We start from the raw sequence: 16,662 nt of genomic DNA on the forward strand, positions 1-16,662 counted from the left end.
TATCACAACAAACAGCAGGATGCCGGCAAAGCACTCGAGTCGCTGGAGAAAGCTTTTGCGCTCGACCCCCACGATGCCCGTGTGCTGATGGAGCTCGATCAGCTTTACAAGAAGCTGGGCAAACCTCACAAGACCCGCCTGGCGCTGCTGGAGAAACACCTGAAAGAGACGGAGTATCGCGACGACCTCTACCTGGAGCGGGCTACATTATACAATCAGCTCGGCCAGTACGAACGTGCGAAGGAACTGATCGCCACACGGAAATTCCATCCGTGGGAAGGCGGTGAAGGAAAAGTGGTGGGCCAGTTCCTCATCTGCCACCTCGAGCTTGCCAAGAAGGCGATCGTGGAAGGTAACTTTTCGGAAGCCCTCAACTTGCTGGAACAAGTAGAAACTTATCCGCACAACCTCGGCGAAGGAAAGCTCTACGGCACACAGGAGAACGATATCGATTACCTGCTGGGATGCGTGTATGAAAGTCTCGGAAACGAGGAACGGGCCAACGGACATTTTCTGAGGGCGTCAACGGGTATCAGCGAACCGGTGCAGGCCATCTTTTACAACGACGCCCAGCCCGACAAGATCCTCTACCAGGGGCTGGCACTGAAGAAGCTCAACAACTTGAGCAAGGCCGAAGCCATCTTCAACCGCCTGATCGCCTTCGGCCAGCAACACATGAACGATAAGATCAAAATCGATTATTTTGCAGTATCGCTGCCTGACCTGCTGGTGTTTGACCAGGACCTCGACCTGCGCAACAGGATCCATTGCCACTACATGATGGGGCTGGGGTACCTCGGGCTCGGCAACGGCAACAGCGCGAAGGCAGAAGAACATTTCAACATCATACTGGGCCTGGATGTAAATCACCAGGGAGCCCTCATCCATAAAAAAATGATACAATACACTTCTTTGGTGGAAGCATGATCAGGAAAATACTTTCAGGCATAATGTTGCTGGCGAGCCTGGCCTGCTCCGCACAACAACAGCTCGATCTCTCAGGACAGTGGTCTTATCAGCTGGACAGTCTCTCCACTGGCGAAAAGCAAGGATGGAACGCACGGCTCTTCAAAAAAAGCCTGCGCCTGCCGGGCACCCTTGACGATGCCGGTGTGGGAAAGGCCAACGACCTCACGCCGAAGCTGGAGAAGGCAACGCTGCTGCAGCTCACACGCAAACATACCTACATCGGCGCCGCGTGGTATAGCCGCGAAGTGACGATCCCCGAAAGCTGGAGAAGCAAGATCATTCTGCTTACGCTGGAACGGGTGCTCTGGGAAACGCAGGTATGGGTCGACGGGAAAAAGGCAGGCATGAACGAGAGCATTGTAGCACCGCATGAGCTCGACCTCACCAGTCTTCTTACGCCCGGCAAACACGTGCTCTCGATCCGTGTTGACAACCGCGAAAAGTACGACGTGAGCCTCGACAAGCGTAACTTTGCCCACGCCTACACCGATGGCACGCAGATCATCTGGAACGGCGTGATCGGCGACATCAACCTGAAGGCAAAGGACCCTGTGTTCATTGACGATGTGCAGGTATATCCCGACTTCGATGCGGGTACAGTGACTGCAAACATAACGGTGCTGAATCCTTTAAAACTTAAAACAAACAGTGTGCTGACCCTGGCCGTGAACGGTCTTGCTTCCGTAAAACAATCTTTGTCCATCGCGGAAGAACGGAATGAGATCAGGGTCAGATACAACCTCGGAAAAGATTTCAAGCCCTGGGATGAGTTCGATCCGCACCTGTATAACCTCTCTGTTGATCTTGAAGCCGGCAAAGGCAGGAAGAAGCTGCACGACAACAAGACCGTCTCCTTCGGCATGCGCAAGATCGGCCGCGACAAGAACATCCTGCAAGTGAACAACCACAGGGCTTACCTGCGGGGCACGCTGGAATGCGCCATCTTTCCACTGACGGGTTATCCGCCGATGGATAAAAAGGGCTGGAAAAAGATCTTCGATGCGGCGCGCGCGTACGGACTGAATCACCTGCGCTTCCATTCGTGGTGCCCGCCCGAAGCTGCTTTCCAGGCAGCTGACGAAGCGGGGTTCTATCTGCAAATAGAGCTACCGTTATGGAGCCTCACCGTAGGCGAAGATGAACGCATCAACCGGTTCCTGAAAGAAGAGGCTTATCGCATCATCAAACAATACGGCAACCATCCCTCCTTCTGCTTCTGGTCTATGGGCAACGAGCTCCAGGGCAACTTCGACTGGATGAAACAAACACTGGTGGAATTGAGGAAGGCCGATAACCGGCACCTTTATACTACCACCACTTTTACTTTCCAGAAAGGCAAAGGACTTTGGCCTGAACCCGTTGACGATTATTACATCACCCAATACACCCGCAAAGGATGGGTACGCGGGCAGGGCATTTTTGATACGGCGCCTCCCTCCTTCGATAAGGACTTCAGCGCTGCCATCGACAGCATGCCGGTGCCCATGGTCTCGCACGAGATCGGTCAGTACTCGGTGTATCCCAACCTGCAGGAGATCAAAAAATACACGGGCGTGCTTGAACCTGTAAACTTCAAAGCGATTGCGCAAGACCTGCAAAAGAAGGGTATGCTGGCATCCGCCGATGCGTATACAAAAGCTTCGGGAAAATTCGCCGCGCTGCTGTACAAAGAAGAGATCGAACGTGCATTGAAAACCCCCGGGTTCAGCGGCTTCCAACTGCTGGACCTTCACGATTTTCCCGGCCAGGGCACGGCGCTGGTCGGTATGCTGGACGCTTTCTGGGAAAGCAAGGGTCTGATCACCGCCGAAGCATTCCGGCAGTTCTGCGGGCCTGTGGTACCCCTGATCCGTTACAAGAAAGCGGTATACACCAACGCAGAAACCTTCGAAGCTTCCGTGGAGATCGCCAACTTCGGCAACGCAGTTTTGAAAAATGCCACACCTGCGTGGAAGATCTCCGGCGCCGACGGAAAAGTGCTGGCATCGGGCAAGCTCAACGCTACGGATATCCGGATCGGCAACGGAATTTCATTGGGCAACATCAGGTATGCCTTACGGGATATCCAGGAAGCCACAACGGTGACGGTAAGCGTAAACATTGAAGGAACATCGCATACCAACACATGGAGAGTCTGGGTATTTCCGGAGCAGCTTCCCGCTGCTTCGGGCGATGTTCTTGTAACACAATCGCTGGAAGAAGCCATGACGCAGCTCTCCAAAGGAAAAACGGTGTTGCTGAACCCTTCCCTAAAGTCGATCCAGGGCATTGAAGGAAAGTTTGTGCCCGTGTTCTGGAGCCCTGTTCATTTCCCTGATCAGCCCGGCAGCATGGGCCTGCGCTGCGAACCTGCTCACCCGGCTCTGAAACATTTCCCTACCTCCAGCCACTCCGACTGGCAATGGTGGTACCTCTGCAAGAACTCAAAACCCATGCTGCTGGACGGTATCACCGATGTGAAGCCGATCATCCAGGTAGTAGACAACTTTTTCAAAAACCGAAAACTGGGTGACCTCATCGAAGCAAAAGTTGGCAACGGCAAGCTGATGCTCTGCGCCATCAACATCACCGAAAACCTGGAGCAGCACCCGGAAGCAAGGCAACTAAGGTATAGTATTTTGCAGTATATGAATAGCAAAGATTTCGATCCGGAGGCGGTGCTGAGTGAAGAGGATTTGAAGAAACTAATAAAGTGATTGTATTGAAAGTCCCGTTAGGGACGACATATTCATGCACGTTATGAAAATCTACATACCCTAAATATGTCATCCCTACGGGATTCTTGCGGGCTTTCGTTTAACGTTTGCTACCAATATTTCGTCTCTAACGAGACTTAATCCGAGTGGCGTTCGCCAGGCCGAGTTGATGTTCTTAACCAACACGCCATCACTACCATTCCGCCGCTAGCGCAAGTCTTCCGGTTGCGCTAGGGCATGCGGGAGACTTGTGCTGGGATATTTGCTAAGTCTTCAGACTTGTTTACAGCACTACAATGCCCGCAATTCCCAATAGTGTGTTTCAAATATGTGTCGTTGGTTTTCAGTCTGAAGACTGACATTGTAATGGGCACAAGTCTCGCCTGCACGCATTGCCTCGCAGGAAGACTTGCGCCAGGCTGCGATTGGGACCGAGTTGCTCACCAATATTGCGCTTCTAACAAAACTTAATCCGAGTAGGCGTTCGCCGGGCCGAGTTGTTTTTTTTTACCGCCCGTACCTTCCGCCGCTAGCGCAAGTCTTCCGGTTGCGCTAGGGCATGCGGGAGACTTGTGCTGGCATATTTGCTAAGTCTTCAGACTTGTTTACAGCACTACAATGCCCGCAATTCCCAATAGTGTGTTTCAAATATGTGTCGTTGGTTATCAGTCTGAAGACTGACATTGTAATGGGCACAAGTCTCGCCTGCACGCATGGCCATCGCAGGAAGACTTGCGCCAGGCTGCGATTGGGACCGAGTTGCTACCAATATTGCGTCTCTAACGAAACTTAATCCGAGTTGGTGTTTCTTCACCCGCCCGTGTTGGTGTTCTTCACCAACACGCCACCACACCCCCTACTCCGATGCCACCAACGACTTCTTCAGAAACTTCCTCGAAAAGTAATCCGCTACGGCTGCGTTCACTTTCAACGCGTTGCTGTGTTTCATCCAGTGGTGGGTGTCGTCAACGATCACCATCGTTTCCATGGGAACACCTTTCTTATCGAGCCGGCGGACGAGGTCAGTGCTTTGGCTGAAGCGCACGTTGCGGTCGTCGTCGCCGTGGATGATCAGCACGGGCGAGGTCCAGGTGCCTACGTGGGCTACGGGTGACGACTGCCACGCTACGGCTATTGCCTTCTCGAGGTCGGGCACTTTCTCATAACGGTCTGCAGGCGGATTCAACGCGGGTCTTCCGATGACAAAATCATGCACGCCATGGATGTCAACGCCGGCAGCGAACAGCTTCGAATCGCGGCCCAGCGCGAGGGCGGTAAGGAATCCTCCATAAGAGCCGCCATAGATACCGATCTGTGACGCATCTACCTGTGGTTGTTTGCTCAGCCACTCTCCTGCAGCTTTGATGTCGAGATATTCGGAGGCACCTGTCATGCCTGCGTTGGCGGGTTGATGGAAGTCGTATCCGTAACCGATGCCGAGGCGATAGTTCACTGATAGCACTACGAAGCCAAGGCTGGCCAGGTATTGATTGAGGGCGTAGGCATTCGAATAATAATCGGAATAATTCCAGCCCAACAGCATCTGGCGGGGCGGGCCTCCATGCACGTAGACGATGGCGGGTTTCTTTCCGGAGCTTTTCGCAGGCTCGAACAGGTCGGCATGCACCAGCACACCGTCACTTGATTTGAACGTGACCTTCTTCGGCGTCACCAGCTTATCTTGCGGAAAATCTTTTGGAATAAGATCGGCGCCGATGAGCTGCATGGTCTTCTTGGCTGCGTTCAACGGCATCGCTGCAGGCACGGGTGGCCGCTGGGCGGTGGCGCTGATGAATACCAGCGACGATCCATCACCGGTTGCAACCGGCATCCACTCCAGTCCACTGCCGGGTGTCATCACTTCCATCGCGGCTTTGTCTACCGGAACGCGTACCACATGCCGGCGGTCAAGGTCCAGCACATCAGGCCCGGTGTTGGCGCTGAAGATGAGCCACCTTTTGTCTGGGGTCAAGCGGATGTGCTCCGCCATGAAATTACCGGGTGTGAGCAACAGCGCTTTTCCACCCTGCTCAGGAATGGAATACAGGTGCTGCCAGCCATCCTCGTAAGAAAGGAAAACAATACGTCCACCGGCTGCCCAGTGCAGGTTGGTGCCGCCGTGAGTGGAGGGAACAGAGCCTTTCAATGTCTCGGGTGCTTTCCAGAGCAGCGAAGCTTTTCCGGTTGCGACTTCCGCTGTCCATATAGACCAGGGGTTGTGTTTGCGGGTCAGGATGGAGTCGGGTGCGCCGCCAGCGCCGGGTGTGCGAACGAAGGCGACCTTCGAGCCATCGGGAGACCAGCGTGGGGAGCCGTCGCGGGTAAATCCCGGGGCGATCCACTGGATGGGGGTTTTTGTATCGGTGAACACACCAATGAAGGCATGATCGCCACGGAATGAAACGAAGGCCAGCCGTGAGCCGTCGGGTGACCAATTCAGCGATCCCACGTTTCCTTTCACGGTGAACAGGCCTTTCGCCGCAGCTGAACCATCGATGGGCACGGTGAGCACCTGGCTGCCTTTGGTGAAGGCCACCACATCACTTTTCGGTGACAACACCGGATCATCGGCTTCGGCCAGTGTTTTGGCATCGCCTCCTGCAAAAGGAATGGTGAGGGTCTGGATCTTGTAAGGCTCAGGGGTGAACGAAGGGTTCACAGGAGTGCCGCCATCCCAGTTGGAGCCGTGATCACCTCCGCGTACAAACACCACCCACTTGCCATCGGCTGAGAGGGTTACGCTGGTGATCTCCTGCCCGTCGTCAGCGTCATAGTTTGTCAGCTTACGCGGTGCGAAGTCAGGCCCTTCGGCAACATATATATTACGCTTGCCCTGCTCATTCAGCACCCAGGCAACGCGTGACCCCTGCGCAGCTGCGGTGAGCTCCACGGGGAAGGGATAACTTTTAACAGATTGAAGTGTAAACGACTGGCTGCGTGCCTGTTGACATACCAGGACCACAGCCGCGATCAGCAGGAGGTTTCTCATACGGGGTTTATAAACTTGAAGCCCTGAAGATAGGAAGAATACCGGGCTGGCGGCGGAGGATTTATGTGGGTGGAAAAAAAAGGTGGAGTCAGGGATAGAAGTCAGAAGCCAGGAGTCAGGAGCCAGAAGGTCGATGATTGTAGATTGTATTTCGTTGAAGAGGTAGCTACGGCAGGAGGTCAGTTTGAATATTCACGCTACCCGCTACTTCGAAGATCTTCATCTATCAATTCACTCCTTCATTCATTCGAAGCCACCCTCTCCTGACTCCTGGCTCCTGACTTCTGGCTTCTAGTATGCAGGGCTAGCTGCATGCACAGCAACTATTTAATTCGTTCCATTGTAAGGAAGGGTGAAGTAGAAAGTAGATCCTTTGCCTGGTTCACTGTCTACGGCGATGGTGCCACCGTGACGTTTGATGATGCCTGCGCTGATATACAGTCCCAGCCCCATACCAGGGAAGGTTTCCATTTTAGGATTGCTCACGCGGTAAAAACGGTCGAACACTTTATGCTTCACATCTCCCGCTATGCCGATGCCCTGATCGGCAACGCTGACCCTGATACCGCCCCGGTCCGGTTCAGTGCTCACGGTGATCTTTCCGCCACTGGGTGAATATTTAATGGCGTTGGTGATGAGGTTGGTCAGTACCTGTCCGATGCGCTCGCGGTCGGCGGTGATAGGCTTGATGCTGGATTGCCGGAATACAAGCTCGTGCTTTTCGGAGAACCGCTGCAGCTCTTCCAGCCGCCCGGTGATCAGCTCGTTGAGGTTGAACTGCTCGACGTGGAGCTGAAGGTGGCCATCAGCGATCTTGGTGGTATCGAGCAGATCTCTCACCAGGAAATTGAGACGGTCGATCTGGCCGTTGAGCTTCTCCATGATCGATGCACTTTCAGGCTGCTGCGACCGGGCCAATTTTTCCAGCAGCAGCTCCGAATAGGCCTTGATGCTGGTGACCGGTGTTTTAAGCTCATGGCTGGCAATGCTGATGAACTCGTCTTTCTGCTGTTCCAGCGCCTTGCGTTCAGTGATGTCCTGAAATACGGCCACGGCTGACTCCGATTGGCCATTGCGATAGCCGATGGCAGAGACGCTCACATTCAACCACCTTACCGACCGGTCTTTGCAAACCATGCGTAGCTCCAGGTCGAACGATATACCCTTCTTCTGCGTGCGGTCATACAATTCCTTATATCTTTCAAGATCGTCTTTATAGACCAGGTCCCACAAGGTCTTATCCGCAAGCTCCTTTTCTTCAAAGCCCAGTATGTCACCAAATTTTTTGTTGAACAGAATGAACCTGCCTTCGGGATCCGTCTGGCAGATTCCCGCCGCGGTCTGGCTTACGATGGCGCGAAAACGTTCTTCCGACTCGCGCAGTGAATTTTCAGAGCGCTTGCGTTCAGTGATGTCGAAAAAAGTGATCACCACGCCGTTGATGCGGTCTTCTTCGGTGCGGTACGGCAGCACGCGCATCATAAAGAGCCGGTTATCTTTTGCGGCCACTTCGCGCTCTATCGTATACAATTTTTCAAGCACCATTTCCGCGTCTTCGATCACGTGGTGATAATCGAGCTTGTTGGTAATGTCAGACAGCGGCCTTCCGATATCATTTGTGATGAGGTTGAACAGCATGCGGGCCGGGGGTGTGAACAGGGCCACCCTGAAGCTGCGATCGAGGAAGATGGTGCCGATGTCGACAGAATTGATGAGGTTCTGCAGGTTGTTGCTGGCGAGCGTGGTCTCCTCCACTTTCACCTTGAGCTCCTGGTTTACGGTGCGTAATTCTTCGTTAATGGACTGAAGCTCTTCCTTGCTGGTCTCCAGCTCTTCCGCGGCCGAGCGCAGCTCTTCATTCATGGCCTGCAGCTCTTCGTTGGAAGCCTTCAGCTCTTCTGCCTGGAATTCGTGCTGCTCGATGGAAGCACGAAGCTGCGATTTGATGCGCATGAGCTCTTCTTCGAGATGACGTGCCACCGGCTCGTCAGAAGAAAGCGCTACGTCGGGCTGAGAAGCTTCATCCGAGATCTGCTCGAAGACCACCAGGATGAATCCCTGCGCCACGTCGCCCTCACGCAAAACGGGCCGTACATGGATATTGAGTGTTTCGATACGATCGTTGATGGTCACTTTCAGGCCTCTTGCATCCACCGCCGTGCGTCGCTGCACAGCCTGGTACAGCGCTGACCGCAGCTCCAGCCGCAGCTCCTGCCGCACCATCTTCAGCAGGTTTTGCGTGAGCTCACCTCCTGTTACCTGCAGGTATCGGCCCACGCGATCTGACAAATGAACAATGTCATATTCACCATTCACCACCACCGAGGGCGGCGCGTATTGTTTCAGGAGCCGCTGGTGAAGGTCTCCCAACGTCATCCGTTCTCTCGCACGGTATTCCTGAGAGGTCTGAATAGTGGCGGTCTGTACGACCACAGGCTGGCTGAAATTGAATGTGGGTACGGATTCTGGTACCGGATATACGCGCACCGGCACCTGCCGTGTCTGAAAAACGTGGAACTCACGGTTGTAAGGCGTATACAGGTCGCTCGCGCTTTCAGCCGATTCCGATAAACCGAGCAGCAGGAATCCCGATGGCTTCAGGGCAAAATGAAATGTTTCCAACACCCGTTCCTGTGCCGTTTGATTCAGGTAAATAAGCACGTTGCGGCACGAGATCAGGTCGAGGTGGGAAAAGGGAGGATCCTTGATAAAATTGTGATTGGCAAACAAGATCATTTCCCTGATCTCGCGCCGGATGCGGTAGCCGCCTCCCTCCTTGTTGAAGAATCTCCGCAGGCGTTCAGGCGAAACATCGGCTGCATCGTTCAGCGTATACATCCCTTCGCGGGCAAACGAGATGGCTGACTCATCGATGTCGGTAGCGAAGATCTGCACCTTGGGCGCATCGATCACGCTCAGGGTCTTTTCGGCGCACAACATGGCCAGGGTGTAGGCTTCTTCACCGGTAGCACAGCCGGGCACCCAGATGCGCACCTGCTCTCCTGCTTTTTTCTTCTGGATGATGGCCGGTATGATCTCCTGCTCAACCACGTCGAAGGCTTTCTTATCGCGAAAGAAATTGGTCACCGAGATCAGCAGGTCTTTCAGCAGCGATGTTACCTCTTCCGGGTTCTGCACCATGAACGAGGCATACGAGGGCAGGTCAGGAAGATTCCGGATGTTGATCCTGCGTTCGATGCGACGCAGCAGTGTGGGGCGTTTGTAGTTCGAAAAGTCGTGGCCTGTACGCAACCTGATATGCGAGAAGATCTCCCGCAACGCCTGCTGCTGATCTTCCGCGCGCTTTTCAGCATCCACCGGGATCTGTACCGTGCCCAGGCTTTTTTTATAGGCGACGATCTTCGCAGGGATCTCGCTCACCGGGAGCACTTCATCTACCATATCGGTAGCGATAGCATTCCTCGGCATCTCATTGTACTCCGCCTCGCGTGGATTCTGCACAAAGGCCGAGCCACCCATCTCTTTCACCCTCTTCAGGCCCATGGATCCGTTGGCGCCGGTACCTGACAGCACCACACACACCGCCCGGGGGCCTTGCTCGTTGGCCAGTGTGCGGAAAAAAATATCTACTGGCGCCCTCCTGTCCTCTTCGCGGGTGTTCTGCGAAACAAGGATGTGTCCATCAGACATTGCCAGGTGCTGGTTGGGGGGAACAACGTATACATGGTTGGCCTCCACCTTCACCTTTTCGGTAACTTTGATCACGGGAATGTCTGATACCTGTTGCAACACTTCGGCAAGCTTGCTGTCATGGTCGGGCGAAAGGTGCAGAATAACAACATAGGCCATTCCGGATTTGGCCTCGACATGTTTAAAAAATACCTGCAATGCCTGGATCCCTCCCGCAGAAGCACCTATTCCCACCACCAGGAGATCGTTGGGTTCCGGCCTGCCGGGATTGTTGTCACTGTCAAAGCCTGAAGGAAATCCACTCATAAGATACTTGTACCGGTTATGGTTGTGGGCTTAGCGCCGTTATGCAAGTAATGAAAGGATTATAAGATTTCCAGCATGCCACGCATATTTAATCGTGTGACCAGAGCGTGCGCTTATCACATATCTGCTAGCTGCTTATTGCCTGCTGCCGGATGCTTTCTGTAGTAAGATGCTCGTGATTCAATACCGCCTGACGCACAATATGTGCCCGGCTCGCTGCCTCCTTCGCCTTTTTGAAATACATCGCTGCCAGCTTGGGTTGATTGATCTCGGCAAAGTGATCGCCCATGTGGTTCAGCAGCCGCTCACTTTCCTGGATGCTGCGGATGGCGCTCCACAGGCTTTCCTCGATATTTTCAGTGATGGTAGCCAGCAAGCTGTCTGCGGAAAAAGCGTGTCCCGTATGACAGCGGAAGCGCATGCGTGCTCCTTCGCTGAAGGCAGCCAGCACACCATGACACTCAGGACATGTATACGGCGTGAGGCGTCCCTCATTCAGTAAATTGAACTTGATCGATTCATTTTCCATAGCAACACTTACCTCCATTTCTGTTCTCCTATCCATGTTACCCTTGTCATGACCGTTACCATCAGGCACTTCTTCACCGGCAAGCCTGGCCAGCAACGCTGCCATTTCAGCTATCGGCGCTTTATAGTCGACATGCACTGCCTGCATTGCGTTTTGGGGCATGGCTGACACCGCCGCGTCAGCGGGATCCTGCACTACAGCAAGGCCTCCATACGCCTTGATGGCCCACAACCCGGCAGTGCCATCATCCAGCGCGCCAGACAGTATTACACCGATCACGCGTGGTCCATACGCAAACGCAGCCGAACGGAACAACGGATCTACGGCAGGCCGGAAGCGGTTCTCCTTCGGTCCGCGTGAGATCCGTACACGGTCTTTTTCAATGAGCAGGTGATAGTCAGGCGGCGCCACATAGATATGCCCTGGCCTGATCTCCTCCATATTGATCGCATGTGTGGCAGGTATCGCGCCTTTCCTGTTCAGCACTTCCGGCAGAATGCCCCTTACGTTGGGCGACATATGCCAAACAATGAAGATAGACGCCTGCAAACCTGCGGGCAAACTTGCCACCAGTTGCTGGATAGCCTCGAAGCCACCAGCCGAAGCACCTATCACAATGATGTTCCTCTTTTCCATAACAGAGATCACACAATCTTTATACCCCTGCAGGTATCAGATCCGAAAATTCAGGAAGGATCGATTTTTTTAAGCTAGTTCGTAGACGTAAATATCCGTAAATTTAACCATGAAAAAGATCGTGTTTGCCGACGATGACTCCACCATCCAGGATGTGATCAACCTGATCCTGGAAGATGAATACAAGGTCACCATCTTTTCAAAAGGTGAGCCGTTGCTGAACAATGAATTCGAGCTGCCAGACCTGTTTCTGCTCGATAAGCAACTGTCGGGTATTGACGGGCTCGAGGTATGCCGCTTCCTGAAAACCCAGGAATCGACCCGCCATATCCCTGTGATCATGATCTCGGCCACACCCAACATCTCCAGCCTCGCCAAAGCTGCAGGCGCCGACGGTGTGATCGAAAAACCCTTTCCCATTCAACAGCTGCGCCAGCTCATTGCCACCTACATTTAGCAACACCGCAGCGCTGCTCCAACGCGCAGTTGTTCAGCACTTCCAATTGTTTTTATAGAGTTTTCTCCACAGGCCAGCCAGGGCCGCTGGTGCGACAATGATGCTCATGTTTTTTAACCTTTCGCTGCAAAGTGCCGCAGAACCCGCCACTTTCACCTTAAAACGCCCCACAAATTTTCGTGCCAGTAAGATTCTTACGGAAGCCGTCTTTTCGCCACGAAGAAACGGTCGCGTGGGCAGGTGACATTTTTGCAACGCGGCACTGCTGAGTAAAAACACCATTGGTATGGAAAACGAAAAAGATGTTATCAAACACAATATTGTATTGGTCGAGGACGACAGCGATGCCTGTGCCATTCTTACGACCATACTTACTGAACAAGGATATGTTGTGGATTCGATGCCGGAGGGGCGAATGCTGCTGGAGCCAACTGGCAGGCTACCGGACCTTTATATCCTCGACAATTCGATCCCTACCATTGAAGGGATCGCGCTCTGTAAATACCTGAAGCTTCAGCCCATCGCCAAACAGATACCGGTGCTGATCATGTCGGCCGACCATGGCATCATGCGAAAGGCCTACCTGGCAGGCGCTGCTTCTTTTTTGCCCAAGCCGTTCGACAGTGAAGATCTGCTGCAACAGGTGCAGGCGTTGCTGTGCAAGCATGAACCGCAACTGCTGCCAGCTTCAGGTGATCATTAGCAAAATACAAGTGCCTGTTCATAATTCGAAAAAGAGGTCCTCACAGGGGGACCTCTTTTATTTTATGGCTATCGCTTTGTTGTTCAAACAGGGAAATAACACGAAAAGACCGCTCCCTCTCCTAATTTCCCTTTGGCAGTCATAAAACCTTTGTGATTCTGCACTACCTTTTTACAGATGGCCAGGCCCATGCCGGTGCCGGGAAACTCTGCCTTGTCATGCAGGCGCTGAAACATGAGAAAGATCTTTTCTGCGTATTGTTCGTCGAAACCTATTCCATTGTCGGCCACTTCAAGCTCAAAATACCGTGTATCCGGATCAGCCTGGGGCACACCGGTTTCCTTTCCCTGCACGAAACGTCCCGAGATGCGGATCTGAGGCGTATTGCCCGGCGGTTGAAACTTGATGGCGTTGGCAATAAGGTTCTGCAAAAGCTGCGATAGTTGCAAAGGATTTCCCTGCAATACAGGCAGGTCTGTAGATTCGATGCGTGCATTGCTGTTCTGGATCATTTCACCAAGGTCACTGAGCACCACCTGTAACTGGTCATTGAGGTTTACCGGCACGGTTTTAAACGCGGGCCTGTGGTTGCCCTCGAAAAAGCCAGGATATCATCGATGAGCGCGTTCATTCTTGTAACGGAGTCCTGGATCTTTCTTGCGTAGCTCCTGCCCTTTTCGGTCATCACCTGAACTTCGCGCTCGATGAGCTCCTGGGTGAAGAGCCGGATCTTGCGCAGTGGTTCGCGCAGATCGTGGCTGGCAATAAAAGCAAAGTTCGTCAGCTCCTCGTTCACAATGCTCAGTTCCTCATTCTTCCGAAGCAAGTGTATGTTCTGCTTCTCTATGTGCAAACGGCTTTCCTCCAGCTGGCTGGTGCGCTCCCGCACGCGCTGCTCCAGCTCGCGGTTCCTGCTGTTCAGCTCCTGCGCGGCGATGTTGCGCATGGCAGATACCTGGATCCTTGCCTGGATGAGCACCCTCAGCTCCCGTGGCGAGAATGGCTTCACCAGGTAGTCATCCGCGCCCGACTGGATGCCTTCTATCTTTGCTTCTTCTCCTGAACGCGCCGACAGCAGCACCACCGGAATGCGCGCAAAACGTTCGCGGCTTTTCATCACGCTCACCAGGCCGTGCCCGTCCAGCTCGGGCATCATCACATCGGCCAGCACCAGGTCAGGCTTCAGGCCCTGTTCCATCACGTCGATCGCTTTTTTCCCGTTCTCAACGGCTACTATACGGTAGTCGTCAGACAACACCTGTGTGAGGTATTGACGCATATCGGCGTTGTCATCGGCCAGCAGTATGACTGGTTTACCGCTGGTATCGCGTTTCTCCGTCAGCGCCTTCACACCGCCTGGCCTTGTATCCTGAAGCCAGCTTGCTGCCTCCTGGAAGTATGATAGGGATAACGTTGTTTCGGGCAACCTGTCTGTTGACTCAAAGATCTGTTTGGGCGGCAGGTGCGCTTTACCTTTCGGGATGGTGACGGTGAACGTTGTGCCAACGCCCGGCTCGCTCTTCACTTTGATCGATCCGCCGTGCAGGGTCACCAGCTCTTTCACCAGCGCCAGGCCGATGCCCGTGCCCTCGTAGGTGCGCGCTTTCACACCTTCTATGCGCACAAACCGGTCAAAGATCTTCGCCACATTGTCCGGTGCAATGCCGGCACCCGTATCGCGTACATAAAGCTTCACGTGCCTTTGTTTGGACCGCACGGCCACTTCGATCTTGCCGCGAAGCGTGAACTTGAATGCATTCGACAGCAGGTTGAGCACGATCTTCTCCCACATCTCGCGGTTCACATAAACATGGTCGGCCCCGGGATCTGCCTTCACCACGAATTTCAGTCCCGCTTTCTCTACGGCAGCACGGAAATTGGCAGCCAGCTCCCCCGTAAATCCGGCGAGATCGGTTGGCTGGAAAAACGCTTCCAGCCTGCCGGCCTCGATGCGTGAAAAATCCAGCAGGGTATTGACGAGCTTCTGCAGGCGGATACCATTCCGGTGCACCATTTCCAGTTTCTGCAAGTCCTGCGCAGGTAACGTATTACCGTGCTTTACGAGGTCTTCCAGCGGGCCCAGCAACAACGTAAGGGGTGTGCGGAACTCGTGGCTCACATTGCTGAAGAATTTTGTCTTGGCACGGTCAAGCTCCCTCAGCCTGCTGTTGAGCTCTTTCAGGCGATCGAATTCCGTTACGGCAGTAATGTCGAAGTCGACTCCCAGCACTTTCCAGGGATTGTTGTTTTCATCATTGATCACCATTGCCTTCACCTTGAGGGTCTTACGCTTGCCTCCCGCGGTGATGTTGATGATCTCTTCGAAGGGGGCCGGGTCGTATTTCAAATGACGCACGATCTTTTCAGCCACTGCCACATCTTCTTTCGAGGCAAACTGCAGATACGTTTCAGGTCCCACCTTCGTGCCTGACGGTATCTCAAAGATGGTATACATCCCCTCCGACCACGTGAACTGGTTATCAGGCAGGATAAATTCCCAGCTTCCGATGCCGGCCACGGCTTCTGTCTGCCGAAGGATCTGGAAGTTCTTCATCAGCTCCTGTGCAGCCTCCTTGTCGGAGGTAATGTCTTCGGCACTTACGATCACCAGATCGCTCATCCTGGCATAGACACCGCGAAACCATCCTTTCACGTTCCTGTCCTGGTGATAGAACTCGTTCACCGCGCGTTCTCCTGTTTGCATTACCTGGCGCATCAGGGCAAGGCTGCCATTGACGCCGGCCTCCGGAAAAATATCCGTATATTTTTTGCCGATCACATTCTGACCCTGCGCCATGGCCTTCAGAAGTTTGTTGGCCATCACCCACTCGAAATCCACGATCGCTCCATGCGCATCGCGGATAGGCCTGAGCACGCTCAACGCAACAATGTCTGACTGAATCACAGACTCCAGCAGTTTGTGCTTTTCGGCCAGCTCCGCCTGTTGTGTCTTGATGGTATGGGTGAACTTTTCATACCTGGTAACATCCTGAACAGTTCCTATCAGGTAATTCTCATGGCTTTTCGACTCATACGGCATGCCTTTACACCGGAGGTAACGGGTCTCACCATCGGGTGAGATCACACGGAACTTCACTGTAAATATTTTGAACTGTTCCTTTCCCGCAGCCAGCGCATACCATACCCGCTCACGGTCTTCAGCAACAATGCATTGCATGAACGGCTCCCACCCCGTCATGGTACGGCCCAGACGCAGGCTGAAAATACGGCTGAGGTTCGATGAGATGTTGAGCACATCGGTGTGCAGGTTCCAGCGCCAGCACCCTGCAGACGATACCTCTTCCGCATATTCAAAGGTTTTCAATTTTACCTCCGTGTCGTTCGTAGCATCGTCCCAATCAGCCAACGATGGCTTCGTGCGTTGCGTATCCACGAACGTACCACTTCCCCGCAGCGATTTTATTTCGCCGGAAGCGTTGATCACACGGATGTTAAAATCTATGGATCTGTTTCGCGACCGGGAGTCCAGCAGCTCGAGAAAAGCGCGAAGGTCGTCCGGGTAGATGAGGTTATTACTATTGTGTATGTTGATCAGGTAATCGTAGGTAACAGGAAGCGCAAAGGTATCGTGCAACGACCCAAGAACTCCATCTTCCAGATGCCAGAATCCATCGAACGTCAGCAACCGCGATTTTACGATGAGCTCCAATTCGTTGTTGATCACCGTATCATTTCCGGTTGAAAGAGTCATTTCCATAGCTTGTG

9 protein-coding genes are annotated in these 16,662 nt (G+C 53.5%); 4 read left to right on the forward strand and 5 right to left on the reverse strand.

Going from position 1 to position 16,662, the window contains the following annotated elements; genetic code table 11:
• Positions 1 to 927: tetratricopeptide repeat protein (locus KK083_RS11745; protein ID WP_369074969.1), on the forward strand; the 927-nt coding region annotated here is incomplete at its 5' end.
• The gene (locus tag KK083_RS11750) at positions 924 to 3,665 is read left to right on the forward strand and encodes a glycoside hydrolase family 2 protein (protein ID WP_254163427.1); all 2,742 of its coding nucleotides are present in this window, start codon (positions 924 to 926) and stop codon (positions 3,663 to 3,665) included. The genes KK083_RS11745 and KK083_RS11750, both read left to right, overlap by 4 nt.
• An 856-nt stretch (positions 3,666 to 4,521) precedes the next feature.
• Here the strand turns inward: KK083_RS11750 and KK083_RS11755 are convergent.
• The 3 genes from KK083_RS11755 to KK083_RS11765 form a co-directional block, all read right to left on the reverse strand.
• The gene (locus KK083_RS11755; RefSeq protein ID WP_254163428.1) at positions 4,522 to 6,654 is read right to left on the reverse strand and encodes a S9 family peptidase; all 2,133 of its coding nucleotides are present in this window, start codon (positions 6,652 to 6,654) and stop codon (positions 4,522 to 4,524) included.
• A gap of 327 nt (positions 6,655 to 6,981) precedes the next feature.
• On the reverse strand, positions 6,982 to 10,611 hold the full coding sequence (locus tag KK083_RS11760) for a CheR family methyltransferase (protein WP_254163429.1): 3,630 nt from the start codon (positions 10,609 to 10,611) through the stop codon (positions 6,982 to 6,984).
• 127 nt (positions 10,612 to 10,738) lie between these two features.
• Positions 10,739 to 11,776 carry a chemotaxis protein CheB gene (locus KK083_RS11765; protein ID WP_254163430.1) on the reverse strand — a complete coding sequence of 346 codons (1,038 nt, stop codon included), beginning with the start codon at positions 11,774 to 11,776 and terminating at the stop codon, positions 10,739 to 10,741.
• Between the two features lie 109 nt (positions 11,777 to 11,885).
• Here KK083_RS11765 and KK083_RS11770 point away from each other — a divergent pair, with 109 nt between their 5' ends.
• Both KK083_RS11770 and KK083_RS11775 read left to right on the forward strand, forming a co-directional pair.
• Positions 11,886 to 12,233: a response regulator gene (locus KK083_RS11770; protein WP_254163431.1), complete on the forward strand. Its 348-nt coding sequence runs from the start codon at positions 11,886 to 11,888 to the stop codon at positions 12,231 to 12,233.
• Positions 12,234 to 12,519: 286 nt separating this feature from the next.
• A complete protein-coding gene (locus KK083_RS11775) occupies positions 12,520 to 12,936 on the forward strand; it encodes a response regulator (RefSeq protein ID WP_254163432.1) in 417 nt (138 codons plus the stop codon).
• Positions 12,937 to 13,019: 83 nt separating this feature from the next.
• On the opposite strand, the gene KK083_RS11780 is transcribed toward KK083_RS11775, so the two are convergent.
• Entirely contained in the window at positions 13,020 to 13,502 is a 483-nt protein-coding gene (locus KK083_RS11780; RefSeq protein WP_254163433.1) for a sensor histidine kinase, read from the reverse strand.
• On the reverse strand, positions 13,493 to 16,654 hold the full coding sequence (locus KK083_RS11785; protein WP_254163434.1) for an ATP-binding protein: 3,162 nt from the start codon (positions 16,652 to 16,654) through the stop codon (positions 13,493 to 13,495). The genes KK083_RS11780 and KK083_RS11785 overlap by 10 nt, the downstream gene beginning before the upstream one ends.
• Positions 16,655 to 16,662 lie beyond the last annotated feature (8 nt).

It is taken from the genome of Chryseosolibacter histidinae (assembly GCF_018598225.1).
In the GTDB taxonomy this organism is placed as follows: Bacteria; Bacteroidota; Bacteroidia; order Cytophagales; family Cyclobacteriaceae; genus Chryseosolibacter; species Chryseosolibacter histidini.

What these genes read in the sequence shown, in the direction of transcription:
- KK083_RS11765 (WP_254163430.1), bottom strand. Translation starts at nt 11,776, where the DNA reads ATGGAAAAGAGGAACATCATTGTGATAGGTGCTTCGGCTGGTGGCTTC.
- KK083_RS11785 (WP_254163434.1), bottom strand. Translation starts at nt 16,654, where the DNA reads ATGGAAATGACTCTTTCAACCGGAAATGATACGGTGATCAACAACGAA.
- KK083_RS11770 (WP_254163431.1), top strand. Translation starts at nt 11,886, where the DNA reads ATGAAAAAGATCGTGTTTGCCGACGATGACTCCACCATCCAGGATGTG.
- KK083_RS11750 (WP_254163427.1), top strand. Translation starts at nt 924, where the DNA reads ATGATCAGGAAAATACTTTCAGGCATAATGTTGCTGGCGAGCCTGGCC.
- KK083_RS11755 (WP_254163428.1), bottom strand. Translation starts at nt 6,654, where the DNA reads ATGAGAAACCTCCTGCTGATCGCGGCTGTGGTCCTGGTATGTCAACAG.
- KK083_RS11775 (WP_254163432.1), top strand. Translation starts at nt 12,520, where the DNA reads ATGGAAAACGAAAAAGATGTTATCAAACACAATATTGTATTGGTCGAG.
- KK083_RS11760 (WP_254163429.1), bottom strand. Translation starts at nt 10,611, where the DNA reads ATGAGTGGATTTCCTTCAGGCTTTGACAGTGACAACAATCCCGGCAGG.